At 54.3% G+C, this 21,958-nt stretch carries 25 protein-coding genes and 1 pseudogene; 18 read left to right on the forward strand and 8 right to left on the reverse strand.

Annotated features, from left to right (window positions below; translation table 11 throughout):
- Positions 1–10: 10 nt before the first annotated feature.
- Together pcaH and pcaC are read right to left on the reverse strand one after the other, a co-directional pair.
- Complete coding sequence (pcaH, locus tag QQL78_RS19670) at positions 11–739, reverse strand: protocatechuate 3,4-dioxygenase subunit beta (RefSeq protein ID WP_284376352.1); 729 nt, start codon at positions 737–739, stop codon at positions 11–13.
- Entirely contained in the window at positions 736–1,119 is a 384-nt protein-coding gene (pcaC, locus tag QQL78_RS19675; RefSeq protein ID WP_386259504.1) for a 4-carboxymuconolactone decarboxylase, read from the reverse strand. Before pcaC ends, pcaH begins: the two co-directional genes overlap by 4 nt.
- Positions 1,120–1,166: 47 nt before the next feature.
- Between pcaC and QQL78_RS19680 the strand changes: the two genes are divergently transcribed.
- Complete coding sequence (locus tag QQL78_RS19680; protein ID WP_284376354.1) at positions 1,167–2,165, forward strand: LysR substrate-binding domain-containing protein; 999 nt, start codon at positions 1,167–1,169, stop codon at positions 2,163–2,165.
- 181 nt (positions 2,166–2,346) lie between these two features.
- Here QQL78_RS19680 and QQL78_RS19685 read toward each other — a convergent pair whose 3' ends face one another.
- The 4 genes and pseudogenes from QQL78_RS19685 to QQL78_RS19700 form a co-directional block, all read right to left on the reverse strand.
- Complete coding sequence (locus QQL78_RS19685; protein ID WP_284376356.1) at positions 2,347–3,669, reverse strand: TRAP transporter large permease; 1,323 nt, start codon at positions 3,667–3,669, stop codon at positions 2,347–2,349.
- Entirely contained in the window at positions 3,666–4,196 is a 531-nt protein-coding gene (locus tag QQL78_RS19690; protein WP_284376358.1) for a TRAP transporter small permease, read from the reverse strand. The genes QQL78_RS19685 and QQL78_RS19690 overlap by 4 nt, the downstream gene beginning before the upstream one ends.
- A 134-nt stretch (positions 4,197–4,330) precedes the next feature.
- Positions 4,331–5,380 carry a TRAP transporter substrate-binding protein gene (locus QQL78_RS19695; protein WP_284376360.1) on the reverse strand — a complete coding sequence of 350 codons (1,050 nt, stop codon included), beginning with the start codon at positions 5,378–5,380 and terminating at the stop codon, positions 4,331–4,333.
- Between the two features lie 317 nt (positions 5,381–5,697).
- Positions 5,698–6,089 (reverse strand): annotated as a pseudogene (locus QQL78_RS19700) (IS66 family transposase); the annotation flags it as partial.
- Between the two features lie 465 nt (positions 6,090–6,554).
- Between QQL78_RS19700 and QQL78_RS19705 the strand changes: the two are divergent.
- Together QQL78_RS19705 and QQL78_RS19710 are read left to right on the forward strand one after the other, a co-directional pair.
- Entirely contained in the window at positions 6,555–7,349 is a 795-nt protein-coding gene (locus QQL78_RS19705) for an IclR family transcriptional regulator domain-containing protein (protein WP_138865864.1), read from the forward strand.
- Positions 7,350–7,545: 196 nt separating this feature from the next.
- Complete coding sequence (locus QQL78_RS19710) at positions 7,546–8,502, forward strand: IS5 family transposase (protein ID WP_226562414.1); 957 nt, start codon at positions 7,546–7,548, stop codon at positions 8,500–8,502.
- A 150-nt stretch (positions 8,503–8,652) separates the two neighbouring features.
- Here QQL78_RS19710 and QQL78_RS19715 read toward each other — a convergent pair whose 3' ends face one another.
- Complete coding sequence (locus QQL78_RS19715; protein WP_138865862.1) at positions 8,653–9,216, reverse strand: NADPH-dependent FMN reductase; 564 nt, start codon at positions 9,214–9,216, stop codon at positions 8,653–8,655.
- 231 nt (positions 9,217–9,447) lie between these two features.
- On the opposite strand from QQL78_RS19715, the gene QQL78_RS19720 reads away from it, so the two are divergent.
- From QQL78_RS19720 to QQL78_RS19770, 12 genes are all read left to right on the forward strand, one after another.
- Positions 9,448–10,713, forward strand: a complete 1,266-nt coding sequence (locus tag QQL78_RS19720) for an aromatic ring-hydroxylating oxygenase subunit alpha (protein WP_226562413.1) — start codon at positions 9,448–9,450, stop codon at positions 10,711–10,713.
- Complete coding sequence (locus QQL78_RS19725) at positions 10,710–11,195, forward strand: aromatic-ring-hydroxylating dioxygenase subunit beta (protein WP_210236612.1); 486 nt, start codon at positions 10,710–10,712, stop codon at positions 11,193–11,195. The genes QQL78_RS19720 and QQL78_RS19725 overlap by 4 nt, the downstream gene beginning before the upstream one ends.
- 86 nt (positions 11,196–11,281) lie before the next feature.
- Complete coding sequence (locus tag QQL78_RS19730; RefSeq protein ID WP_284376364.1) at positions 11,282–12,169, forward strand: PdxA family dehydrogenase; 888 nt, start codon at positions 11,282–11,284, stop codon at positions 12,167–12,169.
- Complete coding sequence (locus QQL78_RS19735) at positions 12,166–13,182, forward strand: 2Fe-2S iron-sulfur cluster-binding protein (protein ID WP_138865859.1); 1,017 nt, start codon at positions 12,166–12,168, stop codon at positions 13,180–13,182. Before QQL78_RS19730 ends, QQL78_RS19735 begins: the two co-directional genes overlap by 4 nt.
- 71 nt (positions 13,183–13,253) lie before the next feature.
- Positions 13,254–14,498: a cytochrome P450 gene (locus QQL78_RS19740; RefSeq protein WP_138865858.1), complete on the forward strand. Its 1,245-nt coding sequence runs from the start codon at positions 13,254–13,256 to the stop codon at positions 14,496–14,498.
- An 11-nt stretch (positions 14,499–14,509) separates the two neighbouring features.
- Entirely contained in the window at positions 14,510–14,833 is a 324-nt protein-coding gene (locus QQL78_RS19745; RefSeq protein ID WP_138865857.1) for a 2Fe-2S iron-sulfur cluster-binding protein, read from the forward strand.
- Positions 14,834–14,872: 39 nt separating this feature from the next.
- Positions 14,873–15,628 carry an SDR family NAD(P)-dependent oxidoreductase gene (locus QQL78_RS19750; RefSeq protein ID WP_138865856.1) on the forward strand — a complete coding sequence of 252 codons (756 nt, stop codon included), beginning with the start codon at positions 14,873–14,875 and terminating at the stop codon, positions 15,626–15,628.
- Positions 15,625–17,067 carry an NAD-dependent succinate-semialdehyde dehydrogenase gene (locus QQL78_RS19755; RefSeq protein WP_246057869.1) on the forward strand — a complete coding sequence of 481 codons (1,443 nt, stop codon included), beginning with the start codon at positions 15,625–15,627 and terminating at the stop codon, positions 17,065–17,067. The genes QQL78_RS19750 and QQL78_RS19755 overlap by 4 nt, the downstream gene beginning before the upstream one ends.
- Positions 17,068–17,076: 9 nt before the next feature.
- On the forward strand, positions 17,077–18,297 hold the full coding sequence (locus QQL78_RS19760; protein ID WP_284376375.1) for an NAD(P)/FAD-dependent oxidoreductase: 1,221 nt from the start codon (positions 17,077–17,079) through the stop codon (positions 18,295–18,297).
- Positions 18,298–18,344: 47 nt separating this feature from the next.
- Positions 18,345–19,025: an MOSC domain-containing protein gene (locus QQL78_RS21725; RefSeq protein WP_386259501.1), complete on the forward strand. Its 681-nt coding sequence runs from the start codon at positions 18,345–18,347 to the stop codon at positions 19,023–19,025.
- Between the two features lie 478 nt (positions 19,026–19,503).
- Positions 19,504–19,713 carry a helix-turn-helix domain-containing protein gene (locus QQL78_RS19765; protein ID WP_284376377.1) on the forward strand — a complete coding sequence of 70 codons (210 nt, stop codon included), beginning with the start codon at positions 19,504–19,506 and terminating at the stop codon, positions 19,711–19,713.
- Between the two features lie 76 nt (positions 19,714–19,789).
- Entirely contained in the window at positions 19,790–19,990 is a 201-nt protein-coding gene (locus tag QQL78_RS19770) for a hypothetical protein (RefSeq protein WP_284376468.1), read from the forward strand.
- Here the strand turns inward: QQL78_RS19770 and QQL78_RS19775 are convergent.
- Positions 19,984–20,562: a hypothetical protein gene (locus QQL78_RS19775; protein ID WP_284376380.1), complete on the reverse strand. Its 579-nt coding sequence runs from the start codon at positions 20,560–20,562 to the stop codon at positions 19,984–19,986. The genes QQL78_RS19770 and QQL78_RS19775 overlap by 7 nt on opposite strands.
- 132 nt (positions 20,563–20,694) lie before the next feature.
- Between QQL78_RS19775 and QQL78_RS19780 the strand changes: the two genes are divergently transcribed.
- The 3 genes from QQL78_RS19780 to QQL78_RS19790 are packed head-to-tail and all read left to right on the forward strand — an operon-like array spanning position 20,695 to position 21,945.
- Positions 20,695–21,009 carry a hypothetical protein gene (locus tag QQL78_RS19780; RefSeq protein ID WP_284376381.1) on the forward strand — a complete coding sequence of 105 codons (315 nt, stop codon included), beginning with the start codon at positions 20,695–20,697 and terminating at the stop codon, positions 21,007–21,009.
- Entirely contained in the window at positions 20,969–21,646 is a 678-nt protein-coding gene (locus tag QQL78_RS19785) for a lytic transglycosylase domain-containing protein (RefSeq protein WP_284376383.1), read from the forward strand. Before QQL78_RS19780 ends, QQL78_RS19785 begins: the two co-directional genes overlap by 41 nt.
- A gap of 17 nt (positions 21,647–21,663) precedes the next feature.
- Positions 21,664–21,945 (forward strand): TrbC/VirB2 family protein, encoded by a 282-nt coding sequence (locus tag QQL78_RS19790; protein WP_284376385.1) that lies wholly within the window; start codon positions 21,664–21,666, stop codon positions 21,943–21,945.
- Positions 21,946–21,958 lie beyond the last annotated feature (13 nt).

Raw genomic sequence — 21,958 nt, forward strand, 5'->3', positions numbered from 1 at the left:
TGGAAACGCTTCAGTTCCCCTCCAGACGATTTTCAAAGAGTGTCGAGCGGCGACCGCGCAGCACGATGTCGAATTTGTAGGCAATACTGTCGAGCGGCACGGTCGCGTTCAGGTCGAGCTTGGCGGTGAGCTGCTCGACGGCGTCCGGGTCCGGGATCGTCTGCACGATTGGGCAGATTGGGATCAGTGGATCGCCTTCGAAATAGCACTGGGTGATGAGCCGCTGCACAAAGCCCGAGCCGAATACCGACACGTGAATGTGGGCGGGACGCCAGTTGTTGACCATGTTGCGCCAGGGGTAGGCACCGGGCTTGACCGTGCGGAAGAAGAAATATCCGTTCTCGTCGGTCAACGTGCGTCCGCAGCCGCCAAAGTTGGGATCGATCGGGGCAAGATAGGTGTCCTTCTTGTGGCGGTAGCGCCCGCCTGCATTGGCCTGCCAGATCTCGACCAGCGTGTAGGGGATGGGGCGGGCGTTCTCGTCCAGAACCCGGCCGTGCAGAATGATCCGCTCGCCGATCGGGCTTTCGCCGGCCTTTGCGTAGTTGGTCAGCAGGTCGTTGTCGCCGGCGTCGATGTCATTGTGGCCGAAGCGCGGTCCGGTGATTTCAGAGACGGAATTCTGCAACGAGATCATTGAGTAGCGCGGGCTGCGTGCCACGGACGTCTTGTAGTCCGGTGTAAAGGCCGGGGGCTGAATGCTCCGGTCGCGTTGGTAGAATTCTCCGGGCTGGGTCATGTCGTCTCCTCCATTTCGGCATAGGTCGCCTTGGCAAGCTTGATCGCGTGATTGGCTTTGGGCACACCGGCATAGATGGCGACATGCAGAAAGGCCTGGATGACGTCCTGCTTGCTCGCGCCGGTGTTGGCCGTCGCACGGATGTGCATCGGGATTTCCTCAAAATTGCCAGTCGCCGCCAGAAGCGCCAGCGTAAGCATCGAGCGTTCCCGGCGTGAGATCGTGTCATCGGCCCAGACCGTTCCCCAGGCCCCTTCGGTGATCAGGGTCTGAAACGGCAGATCGAAGGGCGTTTTGGTGGCCTCAGCACGGTCGACATGGGCATCGCCAAGCACAGAACGGCGGGTTTGCATGCCTCGATCAAAACGGTCGTCCAACATGTAATGCTCCTGTGCGTCAACTGTGGGGTCCAATTTACTTATAATTTTTGTTTTCGAATATTGATATTATTCGCCAAACTGATACCATTTTGATTATGAATTGGGATGCTCATCTCAGGCTGCGACACGTGCGTTGTTTTCTTGAAATCGCGCGCGCCGAAAGCGTTTCGGTTGCGGCAGACCGGCTCAACATCACACAACCAGCTGTCTCGCGGAGCTTGAGGGAGTTGGAGGATATTCTCGGGGCGCAATTGTTTGATCGCGCCGGACGGGGCTTGCGATTGAACGAAGCCGGACGGATGTTTCAAAGCCATGCAGCGGCCTCAATGACGGAACTCATGCGTGGGTATGATCGGCTGGTAAAGGAAGGGGGTGCGACGATCCGGCTTTCGGTGGGAGCCTTGCCGACCGCATCCACAGATCTGCTTCCCCGGGCGGCCCTTCGATTTCGCGAGGAAGCTCCGAATGTCCGGCTCCACATCCTGACCGGGCCAAACTGGCTGCTATTCAACCAGCTGCGCGACGGAACACTCGATCTTGTCGTAGGACGAATGCCGGAAGGCGAAACGTCATCAGGCGTGACATTCCAGCAGCTTTATATCGAAGATGTCGTGCTGGTTTGCCGCCCGGACCACCCAATCATTGCCGCGAGCAACCCCGAAGTGGAAATCAGACGATTCCCTCTTATTCTTCCGCCCAAGGGTGCCGTGATTTTCAGTACAGTTGACCGATATCTGTCCAGCATCGGTTTGCCCGAGATGCGCGGTGATATTGAAACCGTCGCGCTGCCTGCAGGAAGAAAGATTGTCCAGTCCTCCAACATGCTCTGGTTCATTTCGCGTGGGGTAGTGGCAGAGGAAGTGAGGCTGGGAACACTGATTACTGTGGACCTTGCCTCACCGCTCTTATCCGGGCCTGTGGGCATCAGCGTTTCGCGCTTCGCCCCGCTTAAGGTTGAACGGAATGTGCTCGCAGATTGCCTTAGAGCATCCACCGACGAGCTTGTCGCCCTCCAGATGCGCCCCGGATCGCAGCGTCACTGTTGATGCTGTGGCTTCGCGACGACGTTGAGGGGTCAATTGTGTCCGCCTTCCAAAGAGGACACAATCTATCACTAATAATGCGGTGCCGTTCAGTCAGATCGGACGCCTAAGAACTGCCTCGGAAACGCAAAGCGCGGTTGGGAAAAACAGTTTGCAGCAGTCCAACTTCAATCAGAGCTTCACGTCAGTATAGCAATCGCAAGAGAACCAACGTGATCGATGGGAACATGACCAAGATCGCTGTCCGAATCAAATCGGACATAATGAATGGGACGACACCCTTGAACGTCGACGAAAGTGGCGTCTCTTTCGCCATTGAATTGATCACAAAAAGGTTCATACCTACCGGCGGCGTTATCAACCCCACTTCGACAACAATGAGGACTAAGATTCCGAACCACAAAGCAAATTCCTCGGAACCCAATCCATAGTCGAGCACTGTAACAATCGGGAAAAAGATCGGGATGGTAAGTAGAATCATGGACAAGGAATCCATGACGCATCCTAGTACCAGGTAAATACACAGAATCAGAACCAGCACTGCCCACGGGTTTAATCCCAATTCTACGACCCAGTTTGCGAGCTCTACAGGAACATGGCTCAGCGCCAAGAAGCCATTATAGATACTAGCGCCGAAAACAATAAAGAAAATCATTGCGGTAGCTGACGCAGTCGAGAGAATTGATTCAATAAGAGTCTTCCAAGTAAGCCCACCATTAACGAGTGCAAGTAGCCCTGTTCCGGCTGCTCCGACCGCTGCCCCCTCAGTCGGCGTAAACCAACCGGAATAGATACCCCCTACAACTGCAAGAAATATTACAAGAACCGGCCAAACATCTAAAAGAGAACGAAACCTTTCTTTGTAGGGCGCACGTTCACGCGACCCTGCGGAATCGGGAAAGATCCGAACATAGATTGAGATAGCGATAATATAGCCAACCGCTGCAAGTAGCCCTGGTACAAACGCCGCGACGAATAGTTTTGCAATATTTTGCTCAGTCAGGATGGCATAAATAACAAGGACAAACGACGGAGGGATGAGAATTCCTAGTGTTCCGCCAGCCGCCAACGTACCAGTGGCCAGCTTTCCAGAGTATCCATATCGGCGTAGCTCTGGCAGGGCCACTTGACTCATTGTGGCTGCGGTGGCCAAAGACGATCCACAGATCGAACCAAAACCGGCACAAGCCCCGATAGCAGCCATCGCAACCCCGCCCTTCTTATGCCCCATCCAGGTTCCAGCCGCTTTGAACAGCGCTTGTGACATGCCGCCCAAAGTGGCGAACTGTCCCATAAGCAAAAACAAAGGCACAATCGATAGTGAATAACTGGAAAAAGTCGAGTACGTCTCATTTTTCATCTTGGACATGATGGGTAGCCAACTTCCGGTGACCAAGTATGATCCGACAAATCCAGCTATCAACATCGACAAGCCGATGGGAATACGTAGAAAAATCATGATCAGCAGAACAGGAAACGACCATATTCCGATTTCAAGGATACTCAATGAACTGCTCCTGAACCAAGGTTGGTGTTAGTTTTTCCGGTCAGCAACTCGACAGATCTGACTATCACGAGGTAAATCGCCACGACGCAGGCCACGACCATTGCGGAAAAACAGGCCGCATAAGGCCACCACGTTGGCATTTCAAGGATAAAGGTGGTGTCGCCATACTGGAGCTTGCTGGCCATTCCGTCCCATAGTTTCCAGGTCATAACGAATATGGCCAAAGCCATAAGTGTCTCAGCAATAAGATTGATCCAACGATTTATCCTTGCTGACAGAATATTGGTGAACAGATCGACGGTCGCATGCCCTCGTTGGACCTGACACCACGGGAGAAAAGCACACACAGCAAAGCCGACACCGGCCTCGACAAGCTCAAAATCTCCTTTGATAGGGCCCAGTCCGACACCAATCAGCGAGCGCCCAATAATGGACGTACATGTCAAAACAGTAATACCGAGCAAAACAATGCCACCTAGTATCGCCACTGTTTTCGCCAGTTGCTTAAAAAATCGATCTTTCGTCATTTACACCCCTCCCATCGGCGTAAATCTGAATTTCAAGAACCGGTTCACGGAGAAGGTCCGGTCGATCTCATATGCCGAGCGGCTGGAAACAGGTGCGGCGACGCACCTGTTTCCAATGCAACAGCTCATTGCTATTATTGCGCAGCGGAGTATTTCGCGATGAGCGCTTCCGCCTCGGCGATCAAGGCCTTCCCGTCATAGCCCCGTGCGTCCATATCCGCCGCCCAATTGTCATAGACAGGTTGTGCGGCGTTTCTCCAAATCGAGGTCTGCTCTTCATCAAGTACAATAATATTGTTTCCCATTTCGCGTGCAACTTCCCGGCTCGGAGCTGCATATTCTTCTTGAGTGACACCGGCCCAAGCAGAAAATTCAAACCCAGAGTTTTCATCGATCACTTTTTTTAGGTCATCGGGCAAGCTATCGTATGTCGCATTATTCATCGCGAATACAAAAGTTGCGGTGTAAAGTGCGTTGCCAGTGAACTCTGTATGATTATGTACAAGCTCGGGGACTTTCAAACTCAGCACGACCTCCCATGGCAGAGTTGCTGCATCAATGACGCCCTTAGATAGCGATTCTGGAACAGCCGGGACCGGCATTCCCACCGGCGTCGCACCCAACTCTTCAAGGAGCATGTTAACTGTCCGAGAAGCGCCACGAATCTTCATACCATTCAAATCGTCTAGAGTTTTGATAGGTTTGGAAGAATGAAACGACCCCGGTCCATGTGTCCAAACCCCCAAGACATGCATGTCTTTGAACTCTTCGTCCTTCATCTGGTTTTCGAACATTTCGTAGAAGGCGCGCGACCCGACTTCCGCATTTGGCAGAATAAAGGGCAATTCAAATACCTCGGTGCGCGGGAAACGACCTGGCGTATAACCGATTACTGTCCAGACAATATCGACTGCACCGTCTGTGACTTGTTCTATCAACTCAGGTGGTCGGCCTCCGAGTTGCATTGAAGGATAGCGTTCAATCTTGATTCGACCGCCAGAGTCCCTCTCCACGTTGTCAGCCCATACGTCCAGCACGTTTTTGGGCACGTGGGCCTGGGCAGGTAAAAACTGGTGCAATTTGAGGGTGAACTCTTGCGCCACAGCGCCAGTACCTGACACCAACGCTCCAGCCACCCCCACAACAGCCGCAAGTACAGCCGTCCTAAACGAAATTTTCTTCATGGTTCCTCCCAGTTTAACTTTGCACTTCGGCGACTGCCATTCGTGTCGACAACGCTCCGAGCGCCTTTTGCTATTGTTCGCTTTTCGAACACAGTATCTATACCGAACATTATTGATTCCGAGAACGGTTGTCAATGCAGTCAACCTGACAGGGATGTGGCTCAGTGATACGCTAAAGTGAGGACATGCTAAGCATTGCTGTACGGCTCTGGTATGCTTGGCAGAAGTGACTTCTAATATTAATAGTAAACTATTGATAAATAATATATAATTATCCGATTCAGTCCGCGGATCTAGACGTCGATGCGGTAGAGTTAGGCGTTCCGGCGCAGGCTCCCGGCTGCGATCTCAGATCCACCACGACCGAAAACCCTCAGCTTACAGCACGCGTGTGCCCAACTGTGCGCGACCGTGATCGGCGCGCCGCCCTTGCGCGAGGGGCGAGTCAGTCGGTCGTAGCCTGCATATCCGTCAAGCTCGGCATGGACCCCGAGGCGGCGTAGCTGTAAAGTGAAGATCCCGCTATGCGGGTTGTCGTCGCCTCGTTCCCTGTCATCACGCGCCAAGGCCCAGAAGTAGCCAGTCTTGGCCCGGTCACGGCCCGGGTTCAGGACAGGTGCCGCGGTCTCGCCATGAAGGGCTTTCCGGATGGCATAAGATGCTCGATTAGTCGATCAATCACAGGGCCGAGGTAGAAGGTTGCGGTGCCGTGCCCGAGTTGGATCACGACCGCGCTTTGAGTGATCGGGATCACCACCTCCTGCGCCGGCATCTCCGGCTTTGTCCTTTCTTGGCGGCCTTACGGACGACGAGGGGTGCGAAGACCTGATCGTCACTTTCGGCGGCGGGCAGAATCAGCTTGCTTTGATCGACCAGACACCACCATCTTGAAAGTGGGTTCGGATAAGTGGCATACCATTCTACCACGGAACACTTGCTTGCGGCCGGCTCCAACGTCCCGGCCTACGCGCGAGCCTTGGCGGCATCGGTCCACCGCCAATGACCCGGCGCGTAAAACTCGACGCCTAACGAGATGGGAACATCGCCTACTTTGCCATAGAGATGACGGAGAAGATGTGTTACTCCCCAAAAGCTTGGCATTCGGATTCTTGTTTTGCCTCAGACTTTTGAGTAGTTGTTTGAAGCTCGAACTCTAATAGGTAGACAAATCCCAATGACCGATGATGAAAGCTCCCCGCAACCTGCATCTTCGAAAGATCGCGCCCCAGAAGGCATGGCTGGCCTGGCCAAGGGCTTGGCGATTATCGAGGCCTTCGGGTCAAGTCATGAACATCTTACGGTCGCAAGCGCAGCGGCCGTCGCTGGGATCTCACGCGCCAGTGCGCGGCGATGTTTACTGACCCTTACGGATGCCGGATATCTATTTAGACAAGGGTCAAAGTATAGACCAACTCCTAGAATGCTGCGACTCGGCGCTGCCTACTACGAGTCTGCATCATTACCGCAACTGGCAGAAACATATCTCGAAGCAGCACGTGATAGGTTGAATGAATCAATCTCACTGGCAATTCTCGAGGACGGTTACGCTGTGTTTGTTGCCCGCGTCGAAGCGGAACGGATAATCTCTAGCCTCGCCAAATTGGGCGGTCGATTGCCAGCATACGCGTCTGCGACGGGTCGCGTACTGTTGGCAGCGCAATCTATAAAAACGCTCGACGAGTACTTGGACACAACTAAGCTTCTCAAACTCACGCCCGCAACAATAGTAGATAGAGAGCGGCTTCGCGAACGCATTGAAAAGGTAGGACACGATGGCTACGAAATTACTATCAACGAGTTGGAGGAAGGCATGGTTTCCATGGCTGTGCCTGTAATGGACAACCATCAGAATACAGTGGCTGCAATGAGTATGAGTGCCTCCAGTGCCAGAATTTCCACAAATCAATTGCGGAAGGATTTCCTACCAATTTTGCAAATTTTTGCGAGCAGGCTTTCGCAATCACTCTGAGCAGTCACTTTTGGAATTTCTGTTAGACGTCCTAGAACTTTCCAACCCATGGCAACTCACCTGAGACATGAGTCGGGTGTAAGACACAATCACACTGCCATTTTAGACAAACCCGGAATATTCATAGAAAGTCTGAAAAACCTCGCGCACTGAGCGGCATGGGGTAGAGTTGCGGGGACGATAGAGGTACCCGCCGATGCCCAAGCAGCCCGCCTTTCCAGGCCTCCGCCAATCGATGAAGAAGAAACAGACGCGGCGTGAGAAGTTCCTCGCGGAGATGGATGCGGTTGTGCCGTGGCTGCGGTTGTTGACGCTGATTGCTCCGCACTACTCGAAGGTCGGACCAAAGGGTGGACGGCCGCCGATGCCGCTGGAAACGATGCTGCGCATATACTTCCTCCAGAACTGGTATGCGCTCAGCGACCCGATGGCCGAGGAGATGCTGTATAACAGTGACGCCATGCGCCAGTTCGTGGGCATTGAGCTTGGGGACGACCGCATCCCGGACGAGACGACGATCCTGAATTTCCGCCACCTGCTGGAGACGCATCAGCTGACCGAAAAGCTGTTTGTCGAGGTGAACACTCACCTTGCCGATCAGGGTATCACGCTTCGCTCCGGCACATTGGTGGATGCGACGATCATCGATGCGCCGTCCTCGACCAAGAATGAGGCGAAGGCGCGCGATCCTGAGATGTCGTCGACAAAGAAGGGTAACGACTGGTATTTCGGAATGAAGGCGCATGTTGGCGTCGATGCTCAGAGCGGCATCGTGCACAGCTTGGAGACCACGACGGCCAAGACCCATGACAGCCAGGTCTGGGACGACCTTCCACACGGCAAAGAGACATCGGTCTGGGCTGGCAAGGGGTATATCAGCGCCACGCGAGAGACGGCATTCTCCGGGGTCGGCAAGTTCTGGGGTGTGATGCGCAAGGCACCAAGGGGCAGTGGACTGCACCCCATCAATGAAGACATCAACCGGATCATCGCCAAAGTGCGGGCCCGGGTTGAACATCCCTTCCGGGTGATCAAGCGCCAGTTTGGCTACATCAAGACCCGTTACCGTGGTCTCGCCAAGAACCGCGCGCAGCTCTTTACGCTATTCGCCCTAGACAACTTGTTTCTTGTTCGACGAAAGCTGATGGCATGAGGCGGACTCTGCCCAAAAACAGTGGCGTGGTGCCTCAGGGCTGCCGATTCTGTCGCTACGAGCCCAAAATCCGTCCCCGTCTGCAAAATCAAAACCCGATTGCCCGTAAATCGGGGCAGCCCAGACGGTAGATCAGACGTTCCTCATATCCTATCCAACAGCAGAGAGGAGTTTTGGAATGGCATTGTCAAGCAATTGCCTTTTTACGCTTTCTGTCAATTTTCCATCTTGCTGGAATGCACCCGCGGCGGTGCCAAGCCGGATGTGCTGAGAAATTACATTCGCTCCAAGAGTAACGAATAACTGTTGGAGAGCAGGATGCCCACGAACAGACCCGACTCCGCGCGAAGAAGCCCCGCAAATGGCAACAGGTTTGCTTTTGAACGCAGTGTCGTCCGGTCCACTTGTGAGCACTAACCATCCAATCAAATTTCGTAATATCGATGAATATGCGCCAGTGTATTCATCTGAACCTATGAAAAACCCATCATGTGCCCGCAGCAACTCGCGGAACTTGATCACTTGCTCCGGCACTTCGGCTGTTGTCGCGCTCGCCCCATCAACGTTCGGCGCATCAAAATCTGCAAGATCAACGAGCGTAACAGAGATCCTACTAGGCTCGCATGATTGCCCAAGTTCCGCCGCTGATTGCGCCAGTTTAGAATTGACCGATTCTTTTCGGCTACTTCCCGCGAAAAACAATAGCTTGCTCATATCCGGTCTCCAACATTTCTGGACAAGTTAGACATCTTTGGCGTTTCGGAGCGCAAAGCCCACTTAGGTCCGCCCTAGAGCCGACCTCCGGGTCGGTCTGTCTCGCCCATCGCGTCTCCCGCCCCAGTTCAAAGAGGTCTTGACACCAAAATATGCTCGTGTAAAGACTAAAAGTACGTTATTCGAAACTTGTTCGCTAATCGAACGTCAACATAAATGGGAGACACACTGGTGGCAACTCTTGAAGAAACTGAGGCAAAACGCCCAACGTGGTCCACTGAAGACGGGGCCTCGCGTGTTCCTTATTGGATTTTTCAGCGTCAAGATATTTTGGAAGCGGAGAATAGGAAGCTATTTCACGGCCCTGTGTGGAACTTCCTATGCTTAGAGGCCGAGCTCAGAGAGGCCGGAGACTTCGTGGCCGTTTCTGCCGGAGAAACTCCCGTCATCGTAACTCGCGATAAGGACGGAGAGTTGTATGCTTTCGAGAATCGCTGCGCGCATCGTGGTTCGTTGCTAGCCCTGGAAGATCGAGGAAACGTTAAAGACTTCACCTGCGTCTATCACGCATGGACACACAGTCTTCAGGGCGATTTGATCGGGGTTGCCTTCAAGGATGGAATCAAGGGCTGTGGTGGTATCGCCGATGATTTCAAAATGGAAAACCAGGGGCCTCGCAAAATGCGGGTGTCAGTCCTGCATGGGCTGGTCTTCGGAAGTTTCGACGAAAATGTTGATGACATCGAAGACTATCTCGGTGAAGCCGTCCTAGAGCGTATCGAGCGTGTTCTAGGTGGACGGAAACCGGTTGTCTTGGGGCGTTTCACCCAAATCCTTCCCAACAACTGGAAGCTTTACGTCGAAAACACTAAGGACAGTTACCATGCGAGCATCCTTCATACCTTCTTCACGACTTTCGAGCTTAATCGTCTGTCGCAAAAGGGTGGAATTATCGTCAATGAAACAGGTGGATGTCATGTCAGCTATTCGTGTGTGGATCACGGCGAGACGCTGGATGATGATCAGAAGAATGCCTACAAAGACGAGAATATTCGATCAGATTCCGATCTCAGTCTGACTGATATGTCGCTCTTGGCGAGCTTCAAGGAATACGACGATGATATTACTCTTCAAATCTTGTCCGTATTTCCGAACTTCGTTTTGCAACAGATCCAAAACTCGATTGCGGTACGTACGGTTCTGCCCAAGGGCACGGACAGTATGCATCTGAAATGGACCTATATCGGGTTCGAGGACGACACACCGGAGCAACGCAAAACGCGTCTGAAGCTGTCCAACCTGATCGGACCGGGCGGGTATGTTTCGATGGAAGATGGGTGTATCGGGAACTTCGTTCAACGCGGAACAAAGGGAGCGCCTGACGAGCGCGCTGTTCTCGCGATGGGCGGACATTCAATCGAGACAGGAACAGATCGCATTACAGAGGCCGCCATTCGTGGGTTCTGGACCGAATATCGTGGGAGGATGGGCCTGTGAACGACTTCAAGAAAATAGCAGAGCTGACAAACCTCATCGGGATGGTTCAGGCACGGTATGCCTACGCGATTGACGACGGTGATTTCTATGATTGGCCAACGTTCTTTGTCGATGACTGCTTTTATCAGATCACGTCTGCTGACAACTTTGCCCAGGGTCTGGAGGCCGGATTGATGTGGCTGGACAGCAAGGCGATGCTGCATGACCGCATTTTGTCGCTGCTGGAGGCAAATGTTTACGAACGGCATTCGTACCGGCACATTCTCGGACAACCTCATATTTCGAGCATTGAGGGTGACGAGGTAGAATCCGAAACCTCGTTCATGGTGGCAAGAATTACCCGTGAGGGCCCGACCGACCTGTATGCGACGGGGCGCTATGTTGATCGGTATAAAGTCACAGAAAGCGACGCGAAGATCATGAAGCGCATTGTCGTTCTTGACAGCAGCTATGTCGATACACTGCTCGGGTTTCCACTGTGACAAGCGCAAATACCAAGCCGGTGCTGGTAACCATTGGTGACCCCAATGGCATTGGTCCGGAAATTGCGGTCAAAGCAGCGGCGACATTGCACGAAGATCCTCGTTATCGGCCTGTTTTGCTGGGGGACGACTATATCGTTGCTCCCCTCGCAGACGCCCTCGGATTTGGCCTGCAAACCGATCGTTCCAAGTGGGGTAGCACGGCGAAAACGATCGATCTGTTTGTCATCAATGCAATGCCTCCTGCGAATTACGTACCCGGGACCGTTAATGCCGCTGCCGGGCGGGCCACCGTTTCCTATGTCGAAGCGGCCTTGGCGTTGCTTGCCGACGGAGCCGGTCGAGGAGTTATCGGGTGCCCCCATTCCGAAACGGCAGTAAATGCCTCTGGGCGTGTCTTTTCAGGTTATCCGAATTTGCTGTCGGAATTGTTGAAAACCGGGCCCGACAGCGTCTTCCTGATGTTGGTTGGCGGGGGGCTACGCGTCGTACACGTTACGCTTCACGAAGGGATCAACAGCGCGTTAAGGCGGTTAACCTCGGAACTGATTGAGAAGGCCGCGCTTGCCGCTGATTCCGCCCTGCGCGACTTGGGAGTGGCGAAACCGCGCGTTGGAGTGTTTGGAATCAATCCACATGCTGGCGAAAACGGCCTGTTCGGCGACGAGGACAACCGTATCGTCGCCCCTGCGATCCAAAAACTGCGGGAGCAAGGCGTCGATGCACACGGCCCCGAGGGCGCCGACACAATGCTGGCCCGTGACGGGTTCGATGCATATGTCGCGATGTATCACGATCAAGGGCATATTCCCGTCAAATTGCTGGCAGGGAGAAAAGCGTCGGCACTGTCGATCGGGGCTGACACCCTATTTTCCAGCGTTGGGCACGGCGCGGCCTTTGATATTGCGGGCAAAAACTGCGCAGACCCTGAGGCTGTCATTCGAGCAATAAAACTGGTTGGAGGGGCAAAATGATCTATCAAATCTCTGTCACAGGCGAAGACATCGCTTTTGAATGCACCGAGGATGAAACCGTTTTGGATGCGGCCGAACGTGCCGGCTTCGCGATCCCTTATTCTTGCCGAAAAGGCGTCTGTTCATCATGCGAAGGTGGTATTACATCCGGCGAGGCTGCCGTTCGTGGGCAGGGTACCTGCGTCGGGCCTGCCGAAGGTGTGTTTTTGTGCCAGGCCAGACCTCGCTCGGATCTTGAAATCGACCCGAAAAGTATCAAGAAAGTTGAACCCGTTTCTCGCAAGACATTCGAGGCCAAAGTTCGAAAAATTGGGCATCCCGCTTCTGACGTGTCAGTCATTAGTTTGAGGTTCCCAATTGGCAACCGATCCGTCTTTCAGGCTGGTCAGTACCTAAGTGTGCTAATGCCCGACGGCGATAGCAGAAACTACTCGATGGCCAATCCACCCCATCAGAACGATGGTATTGAATTGCACATTCGCCACGTTCCTGGCGGGAAGTTTTCTCAAACGGTTCTTGCCAACCTTGAAAAGGGGGCTGTTCTTTCCGTCGAGCTTCCTTTTGGCAATTTCACCTTGAATGAAGATACAGATAAGCCCGCGATCCTGATCGCAACGGGAACGGGATTTGCCCCGATCAAATCGATCGTCGAACACCAAATCAAGCAAGGTGGCTCGCGTCCAATTCATCTTTATTGGGGTGCGAACACCGAAGCCGATCTCTACCTGCGCTCTCTTCCAGACAAATGGGCCGAAAAGCACGAGTGGTTTACGTTTACGCCCGTTCTTTCGGATCCTCCGGACACATGGAATGGTCGGACCGGCTTCGTACATAAGGCGGTCCAATCGGACCATCCGGATATGTCGAGCCTAGAGGTTTATGCTTGTGGCGCCCCAATGATGATTGACGCCGCAAAAAAGGATTTTTGCGCCGCCTCCAAGCTCGACAAGGCGGCCTTCTACAGCGATGCGTTTGTGCCCTCGGGCGAACCAACAGGCGATATGCCTGCATAGGCAGAAGCCACAGGGACGAGCGTCACAACTTACAAGTTCGTCAAGGCTAATTTCCAAGGGAGGAGTATGCCGTGAAATTTCAACAGCAACCTGAGAGCAGATCTCAATCATATCCAGTACCGGTTGAAGGTGTTGCTTCGCTCGACTTTGACCCCTACGCATCAGAGGTGCTTAGGGATCCATATCCGCATTATGAAATGATGCGCGAGGCGGGGCCAATCGTCTGGCTGAAAAAATACGGGGTTTATGCGGTGACGCGGTACGATAGCGTACGCAAAGTGTTGACCGATCCGGAAACATATTGCTCCAGTGCCGGCGTCGGCCTTACCAATTTTCACACCGAAGAACCTTGGCGGCAACCAAGTATCATACTGGAAGTTGATCCGCCCGAGCATACCAAGACCAGAGCCGTCTTCACACGTATTCTTTCACCCCGCGCATTGAAAAAACTGACTTCCACATTCGAAGCTCAGGCGGAGCTGATGGTTGATCGGATGATTGAAAAGGGTGTTTGCGACGGCGTTAAGGACTTGGCAGACGCGTTCCCGATCAAAGTTTTTGGAGACGCGGTTGGTGTGCCAAAGGACGGACGGGAGCATCTTCTGCCCTATGGCGATATGGTCTTCAACGCGTTTGGCCCCGCCAATGATCGTTTCAAAGAATGCCTCGCAAATCTGGGGCCTGCGACGGAATGGATTACCAATGCTTGCCAACGCGAAAACCTGACTTCGGACGGATTTGGCGCAGAGCTTTATGCTGCAGCTGATGCGGGCGATATTTCGCATGAAGATGCGGGAATGCTCGTGCGCACAACTCTCTCGGCCGGATTGGACACGACAATTTTCACAATGGGGAACGCGCTCGTCAATCTGGGCCGCAACCCAGACCAATGGGCCGTGTTGCGCGATGACCCGAAAAGAGCGCGTGCGACAATTGAAGAAGTACTGCGCTATGACAGCACCTTCCACTCTTTCTATCGCACGACCACAACGGAAACCGAACTGGAAGGCGTTCCTTTGGCAAGGGAACAAAAGGTACTGGTTTTTGTTGCGTCAGCAAATCGCGATCCGCGTCATTGGGCGGATCCCGACCGCTTTGACGTATTGCGCAAAGCCACGGGCAACATGGGCTTCGGAGCAGGGATTCATGGCTGTGCAGGTCAAATGATTGCGCGGATGGAAGGCGAAATCGCTTTGCGAACTTTGGCATCCAAAGTCGAATCAATTGAACTGTTGGGGGAACCGATTCTGCATTTCAATAACACCGTACGCGGATACACCAGCATGCCAATGCGCGTTACGGCCAAAAAACACTAAGGGAGGGCGACATGCCTACGATCACCTATGAACTCGCCGACGGGACCAGAACGGATATCAAAGTGGATGTCGGAGCAAATGTAATGCGCACCGCCATTGACGCCGATATTCCCGGCATTGTGGCCGAATGCGGCGGAGCAGCGATGTGCGCAACCTGCCATGTATATCTTGAAAAGGATTCAGCCTCGGCATTCACCGCGATAAGCGACGTCGAGGAGGAAATGCTGGAGTGCGTTGCGGAAGATCGCCAGCCGGAAAGCCGACTGAGTTGCCAACTCTACGTTCCTGAAGGGATAGAGCAAGTCATTGTTCGGTTGCCCAAAACCCAAGGCTGAATGTTCTGCATTCCCGGTGAGAAAGAATAGGAAGACCCCATGAACACCAAGAAAAAAGTGGCGATTGTAACTGGTGGCGCAAGCGGTATTGGCTTTGCGTTCACGCGAAGCCTTGCTGACGCAGGATACGCCGTTGTCATCGCAGATATGGCCGGAGCGGATGAAGCTGCCAATAGACTTAAAAGCGAAGGCTTTGATGTGATCGGCGTTAAGGCCGATGTCGCTAACGTAGACGACACAAACGCGATGGTTGCCGCGGCGGTCGACAATTTTGGCGGCCTGGATTTGTTGGTGAACAATGCGGGTATTTTCACCTCGCTGAAGCTAAAGCCATTTGACCAAATTGAACCCGCTGAATGGATGAAAGTGATGGAGGTCAATACGCTCGGCCCATTTCTTTGTGCCAAAGCGGCGCTCCCAGAACTACGTAAGAGTACGGCCGGCAGGATCGTGAATATCGCGTCAACGTCGCAACTTAAAGGTGCTCCGTTCATGCTGCACTACACGTCTAGCAAAGGAGCTGTTGTGTCTTTTACCCGCGCCTTGGCGCGTGAATTGGGCAAAGACAACATTACAGTGAATGCTATTGCGCCTGGATTTACGCTCAGCGACGGAGTGCTTGCAACTGGCATGGAAGAAATCATGGGCGACGTGGTCAGGAAGTCCAGCCGCTCCATCCCGCGCGATCAGGTACCGGGTGATCTGACTGGCGCGCTGCTCTTTCTTGCCAGTGATGGCGCGGCATTCATTACCGGACAGACCGTCGCCGTAGATGGCGGGAGCTACTTCCTGTGACCCGGTCGTATGCTTCACTGTCCATGTATATTGACGGCCATTTCATAGGGGCCGATGATCGGGATGGAGAGCCGGTTTATAACCCGGCCAACGGACAAGTTGTCGGCCAGTTGCCCCATGCCATGCCCGAAGATCTGGATGCAGCCATTGCTGCGGCGGATCGTGCGTTCCAAACGTGGCGCTGGACGTCACCCTTAGAACGCAGCCGTATTCTGCGCAGCGTTGCGGGTATGATCCGAGATCGGGTCGAGGATATCGCCTATAGCCTCACAATGGATCAGGGCAAGCCGCTGACCGAAGCCAGAATGGAAGTCATGGGGGCCGCGGATCATGCAGAGTGGCACGCAGAGGAATGTCGCCGCATCTACGGGCGCGTCATCCCGCCGCGTGATCCAAGCGTCCGCCAGACTGTTATTCGCCAGCCTGTTGGCGTCTGTGCATCATTCTCGCCTTGGAATTATCCACTCAATCAGGCGCTTCGCAAAATCTGCGCCGCTTTGGGATCGGGATGTACGATTATCCTCAAGGCCTCCGAGGACGCACCAAGCGCCGTCGTTGCGCTGGCGCAAATGTTTCATGACGCGGGCTTGCCAGCGGGGTGCCTCAATGTCGTTTGGGGCGTGCCTGCTCAGATATCGGAGCATCTCATCAAGTCACCTAACGTGCGCAAAATCTCATTTACCGGGTCAATCCCCGTTGGAAAACATCTAGCGGCAATGGCTGGGGCGCATATGAAGCGCGTCACAATGGAACTGGGTGGGCATTCTCCGGTTCTGGTGTTCGATGATGCCGATATTGACAAGGCCGCGACCCTTTTGGCCGGTTATAAAGGGTTGAACGCAGGTCAAGTGTGTATGTCGCCAAGCCGGTTCTACGTCCATGAAAGCGTGGCCGAAGAATTTGGCGAAAAATTTTCCAAAGCCTTTGGAACGCGCGTAGTCGGAGACGGCATGGACAGTGCCACGACAATGGGCCCGCTAGCCCATAACCGACGTGTGAGCGCGATGACCGAGTTTGTTTCCGACGCAACCGCCAAAGGTGCAAGTATATTGACCGGCGGCAAGGCCATGTCAGGCCCAGGTAACTTCTTTCCGCCGACCGTGTTGATGAATACGCCTGACACGGCAAATATCATGCGCGAAGAACCTTTTGGACCGGTCGCTCCTATCACAACCTTCAGTGATGTGGATGAAGTGCTTTCCCGAGCAAACGCGTTGCCGTTCGGGCTTGCCTCCTATGTCTTCACCCAATCGCTCCGGACCTCGCACTATGTAGCCTCAAGGCTCGAAGCGGGCATGGTGAACGTCAACCACTTTGGCATCGCATTGCCAGAGACACCTTTGGGAGGCGTCAAGGACAGCGGTATGGGCAGCGAGGGCGGCAGCGAGACCTTTGACGCCTATCTTGCCACCAAGTTTATCTCCGAGACGACAGCATAGGAAACTGACATGAAAAAGAAGATACTCATTGTCGGTGCGGGGCAGGCCGCGTGCTCTCTTGCCGGAAAGTACAGACAGCAAGATAGCGAGGCTGCGATTACGATAGTGGGCGAAGAGCGTTATCTTCCCTATCAGCGCCCACCGTTGTCAAAAAAATATGTAACCGGGGAAATGAGTGTCGAGAGTTTGTTCCTTCGCCCCGAGGCTTGGTATCAAAAGAACGATATCTCCCTTCTCTCGGGCCACCGTGTCGTGCGTATTGTTAGAAAATCCAAGCAGGTCCAACTCGATGACGGGCGCGTTCTGGACTATGACAAGCTGGCCCTGACAACGGGCACGCGTCCCAGAGCCTTGCCAAACGAGATGGGCGGGGAGCTCAAAGGTGTCTATGTCGTTCGTGGCATCGACGATGCGAACGCTTTTGCAGCCGAAATTGCTTCGGGGCGGCGTGCCTTGGTGATCGGCGGCGGCTATATCGGGCTGGAAGCGGCCGCCGTGCTGAGAAATAAAGGTCTTCAGGTGCGGGTCGTCGAGATGGCCGACCGCATCTTGCAACGCGTTGCCTGCGCCGAAACATCAAACTACTTTCGACAGCTCCACCACGAAAACGGCGTGCAGATTGACGAAGCTCTTGGCGTAAAGCGTCTCGTCGGTAACAATGGCCGCGTGGCGGGCGCTGAGTTTTCTGACGGCAGCGCTATGGAAGTTGATTTCGTGATTGTTGGCGTCGGTGTCGTGGCCAATGACGACCTGGCCCGAGATGCCGACCTGAACGTGGATCAGGGAATCCTTGTCAATTCCTTCGGACAGACGAATGACAAAGACATTTACGCCGCTGGTGACTGCACGCGGTTTGAATATCTGGGCCAGATGGTGCGGCTGGAATCCGTTCAGAATGCAGTAGATCAGGCCGAGTCTACGGCATCGAATATGGCAGGGTTTGAAACTCCATATACTCCCTACCCATGGTTTTGGTCGGATCAATTCGATGTAAAGCTACAGATTGCAGGGCTAAATCAAAGTTATACGGACACCGTTACACGAGTTGGAACAAAACCCGGCAGCCTGTCTGTGTGGTATTTCGCAAAAGAGCGGCTGGTCTCCGTCGACGCGATGAATGATCCTCGGACATTCATGACCGCAAAGAAAATGTTCTCGTCAAATCAATTGGCGAGCGTCGAGCAGATCAGGGATCCTGACTTTGACCCAAGGTCCGTCTTGGGCGCATAACCAAGGCGATCCTTGGGCAAATCGCTTGTGGGAAGGTGAAGCATCATATGAAATCGGCTCTTGTTTCGGAAGTACGGATTGGAACACCGGTCCCATTCGGGCCAAACAACGCGAGCAGTGCTATCACTAAGAAAGCGGTTCTCGGAAAGGTTTGGCTGTCCCCTCTTGGGATAGAAGGCGACGTGCAGGCCGATCAAGAAAAACATGGCGGGCTTGACAAGGCGCTCCATCAATACTGCTCTGGTCATTATGAACACTGGAAACGGGTTTTACCAGGGACCAAGGATCTTAGTCCTGGCACGTTCGGAGAGAATATCGTTGCATGCGACCACGATGAGACCAACGTATGCCTCGGTGATTCCTTTCAGATTGGCGAGGCGGTTGTGCAGGTTTCACAACCACGACAACCTTGTTGGAAGCTTAACGTTCGGATCAGTCAACCCGGGTTTGCGAAACTTGTTCAGTCATCTGGTTTGACTGGCTGGTATTATAGAGTCTTGCAAACTGGGTGGGTGGCAGCAGGAGATGCGATTACTCTCATCGACAGGCCAAACCGAGAATGGCCTTTGCAAAGGGTTCATAAGACACTCTACCAAGCTCCATTGAATTTTGATCTTACTAGTGATCTGGGCTCAGTGAGAGAGCTTTCCGTTTCTTGGAAGAATTTGATTAGGTCCAGACTGAAGAATCGAGCCGTTGAAAGTTGGTCCTCTCGCCTCCGAGATTAGTGCTTAGACGCGGAGATCTAATCAGCAAACCAAACCGTTACTGCAAGTACTGCAAGTGTCCGTCGTCATATTAAATGGGACATGAGAGCGGTAATTGGCACATATCTCGGAATGGGAACAAGCAGAGAATTTTGACATATTTTGAATGCATATGATCATCAGTAGTGAATGAAGCTTTTGATTTGCATAATCCAGATTATGCGATTTTTGGATCGCCCCAAATTCCCGCGTAAAATTCGTCCTCTACCTCCTCCCTGTGGGCGAATTCCTGGCGGCACCGGTATTGCCGGTGCCGCCCTTTTCCGAAAGAGTAATTGAACGGCCCATTATGTTAGCGAGACGGATCATCCCGTGACCTGCGTATCGGCAGGCATCCCATTCCGGCGATCTCGCGCCGTTCCAAGAATTCTTCTCTGCACCCCTGAATGTAACATATATCGCGTGGCGATATTTCGCTCACCGTGTCCGTTTCGCGGGCATGAACTTGCGGGACCGTGTAGCACTGAACATCCAGGAATTGAGACGCGCCCGCGGCCTCAGCCAGGAGGAGCTTGCTCATCGGGCCGACGTGAGCCGCGGCCATATGGGCAAGGTCGAGAACGCCAAGTTCGCCGCCTCCCTCGACCTTCTCGAACGTATCGCCAAAGCACTGAACGTAGATCCAGAAGAGCTCTTCACAAAACGCTAGCCAGTATTTGCCAGCCCCGGATGCGTTCTCGATCGGAACGTACCAAGAGGTAGTCAAAAGGAGCGTAGTGAGTTTCATGGTTATGAGAAAGACAGGCTGGCCTTTCCAGGAAGGGTTTCTGAACGACGGGGTGCAGGAGCTTCACCTGTTCACCGATTACCGTTGGAATGATGGCTCGGTGAGTCGCCGCTGGCATGTCGATCCGGAACGCTTTGATGCAGGCCTTGCCGATCTGCGCCCGGTCTCCCTGAAGGCATCGGACGGTCCGGATCAGTAGGAGAACCACTCCGAGTGGCCCATGGTGCCCTCGTAGTCGCCGTATTCGACCATGATGCTTCGGGAATAGAAGTGCCAAAGCCCTCCACTGGTCGGATAGGCGATCTCCTGGCCGCTTTCCGAGACGAATGTCGCGGGCCATGGGGTGTGCGATCCGTAGACCCGCTGAATATACCGACAGGTCCGGTTCTCGCGATCGCAGGAGCGGATCGACCAGTCCCACTGACGCGACTCATCGCGCGGCTCGTAGGATCGCCCGGTGAACCAGATCACATGGGTTCGGTTCAGCCATTCGTATTCCGGCAGGTTGGTGTCGAGTTCACCCTCTCCGCCCGGCCCACCTAGCTCGACCGGCACATGCGCGAAGGTGCAAACCCCAAAAGGCGGCAAGCTCGGCCAGGGCGTGATGCGACGAATCATGGTGCGATAGGCGCGGGCACAGACGGCACTTGGTGGAAATCCACCCGCCATGCAGAGCATGATGGCGCAGTCGATGTCATAGGCCTGCGCCTTCAGTGGGGCCCCAAGAGCCCCAAACACCCCGATAATCGCCGCCATCGCCTGTCGCCTCATGTCACACTCCCGCAAAAGTTGCGGCGACTATCGCGCAATTTGTATTTTTCTGCAATATGTCGTATTGACTCCATATGACTTTATGGCCTTAGTGTCGTGAAGTAGAAGGGCTCTCAACGGGAGAGTCCAAACATGCCGATAGCGCGCAACCAGATCCTGATCACCATCGATGGTGTGAAAGACCTTCAAGAAGAAGGCATCGCGTTCCGCTGCCGGTATGAGCTCGTGGGGGTCACGGACGATGGCAAGCCGCGCTACCAGTGCATCTACCTTCGGATCGGCGAACCGGAAGCCATTCTGGTCTCGACCCGGATCACCCCACACGGGCCTGAGCCGCGGTATTTCAACATATGGCCGGGTCTCTTCAAGCATCATCTCGAGTTCGGTGACGGGCGCGATCTGCGCTTTGGTCCTGACTACAGCATCACCCTCGAGGAGCGCGGCTGACGTCATCGCCTTCGGCCGCGACGGCACGGCCCGGACCTCCGGTTGGACCTTCCACGGCGAGCGGCCTGCTTGGGCTGGTCTGGATGATAGCACTGAAGCCGATGTTGTTCTGGCCTCGCTGGACGCCACGCCGCCTTCCAGTCACAGCGGAATCCTTGCTCTAATCCGCGCCACCGCAAATCGCCACCAAGAGAACCGCGCCCTGCGCAAGGTTGGTCTGGATGCTGATGACTGGCAGACCTTGTTCCGCGCCCTGGTCGAGGCCGAAAGCAGCTATAACCCGACCGCCGTCAGTCCCAAGGGCGCCTATGGCCTCGGCCAGTTGATGCCGGACACGGCCCGTGCGCTCGGCGTTGATCCGCGCGACCCGTCCCAGAACCTCGACGGCGCAGCGCGCTATCTGCTCGCGCAGCTCGCCATGTTCAAGGACATCGACCTGGCGCTTGCGGCCTACAATGCCGGGCCGCACCGGGTGGTCGCGTATTCCGGCATCCCGCCCTTCAGCGAGACCAGCGACTATATTGCGCGCATCCACCGGAACAGGTCCCGGCTGGCGGGTACGCCTGTTTCCGCGCCGAACATCCGCGTCGCCGACCAGCTGCCTGCCCGCGCGCCGGTCCTTATCGAACTTCAATAAAACAAGGGAACTCCCGCATGCTTCGACATCGCCTCAGCCGCCTCTCGCATGCCGCCACAACCTTGGCGGTATTCGCAAGCCCCGCCCTCGCCCAAGACTTGTCACCCATCCAGACCATGTTGGAGACCGTCGAGGCCGCGTTGACCGGCCCCATCGGGATCGCGGTCGCCACGCTTGCCGTCATCGGCACCGGCTTCATGTGCATGATGGGACGGCTCAACTGGGGCTGGTTCGCCTCGGTCATCATCGGGATCGTGCTGATCTTCTCGGCCGGCACCATCGTTGACGGCTTCTCCTGAGGTTGGAGAATAG

This window comes from Sulfitobacter pacificus (assembly GCF_030159975.1).
Lineage (GTDB): Bacteria > Pseudomonadota > Alphaproteobacteria > Rhodobacterales > Rhodobacteraceae > Sulfitobacter > Sulfitobacter pacificus.

What these genes read in the sequence shown, in the direction of transcription:
- pcaH (WP_284376352.1), bottom strand. Translation starts at nt 739, where the DNA reads ATGACCCAGCCCGGAGAATTCTACCAACGCGACCGGAGCATTCAGCCC.
- pcaC (WP_386259504.1), bottom strand. Translation starts at nt 1,119, where the DNA reads ATGTTGGACGACCGTTTTGATCGAGGCATGCAAACCCGCCGTTCTGTG.
- QQL78_RS19690 (WP_284376358.1), bottom strand. Translation starts at nt 4,196, where the DNA reads ATGACGAAAGATCGATTTTTTAAGCAACTGGCGAAAACAGTGGCGATA.
- QQL78_RS19695 (WP_284376360.1), bottom strand. Translation starts at nt 5,380, where the DNA reads ATGAAGAAAATTTCGTTTAGGACGGCTGTACTTGCGGCTGTTGTGGGG.
- QQL78_RS19705 (WP_138865864.1), top strand. Translation starts at nt 6,555, where the DNA reads ATGACCGATGATGAAAGCTCCCCGCAACCTGCATCTTCGAAAGATCGC.
- QQL78_RS19710 (WP_226562414.1), top strand. Translation starts at nt 7,546, where the DNA reads ATGCCCAAGCAGCCCGCCTTTCCAGGCCTCCGCCAATCGATGAAGAAG.
- QQL78_RS19715 (WP_138865862.1), bottom strand. Translation starts at nt 9,216, where the DNA reads ATGAGCAAGCTATTGTTTTTCGCGGGAAGTAGCCGAAAAGAATCGGTC.
- QQL78_RS19735 (WP_138865859.1), top strand. Translation starts at nt 12,166, where the DNA reads ATGATCTATCAAATCTCTGTCACAGGCGAAGACATCGCTTTTGAATGC.
- QQL78_RS19745 (WP_138865857.1), top strand. Translation starts at nt 14,510, where the DNA reads ATGCCTACGATCACCTATGAACTCGCCGACGGGACCAGAACGGATATC.
- QQL78_RS19750 (WP_138865856.1), top strand. Translation starts at nt 14,873, where the DNA reads ATGAACACCAAGAAAAAAGTGGCGATTGTAACTGGTGGCGCAAGCGGT.
- QQL78_RS19760 (WP_284376375.1), top strand. Translation starts at nt 17,077, where the DNA reads ATGAAAAAGAAGATACTCATTGTCGGTGCGGGGCAGGCCGCGTGCTCT.
- QQL78_RS21725 (WP_386259501.1), top strand. Translation starts at nt 18,345, where the DNA reads ATGAAATCGGCTCTTGTTTCGGAAGTACGGATTGGAACACCGGTCCCA.
- QQL78_RS19765 (WP_284376377.1), top strand. Translation starts at nt 19,504, where the DNA reads ATGAACTTGCGGGACCGTGTAGCACTGAACATCCAGGAATTGAGACGC.
- QQL78_RS19770 (WP_284376468.1), top strand. Translation starts at nt 19,790, where the DNA reads ATGGTTATGAGAAAGACAGGCTGGCCTTTCCAGGAAGGGTTTCTGAAC.
- QQL78_RS19775 (WP_284376380.1), bottom strand. Translation starts at nt 20,562, where the DNA reads ATGAGGCGACAGGCGATGGCGGCGATTATCGGGGTGTTTGGGGCTCTT.
- QQL78_RS19780 (WP_284376381.1), top strand. Translation starts at nt 20,695, where the DNA reads ATGCCGATAGCGCGCAACCAGATCCTGATCACCATCGATGGTGTGAAA.
- QQL78_RS19790 (WP_284376385.1), top strand. Translation starts at nt 21,664, where the DNA reads ATGCTTCGACATCGCCTCAGCCGCCTCTCGCATGCCGCCACAACCTTG.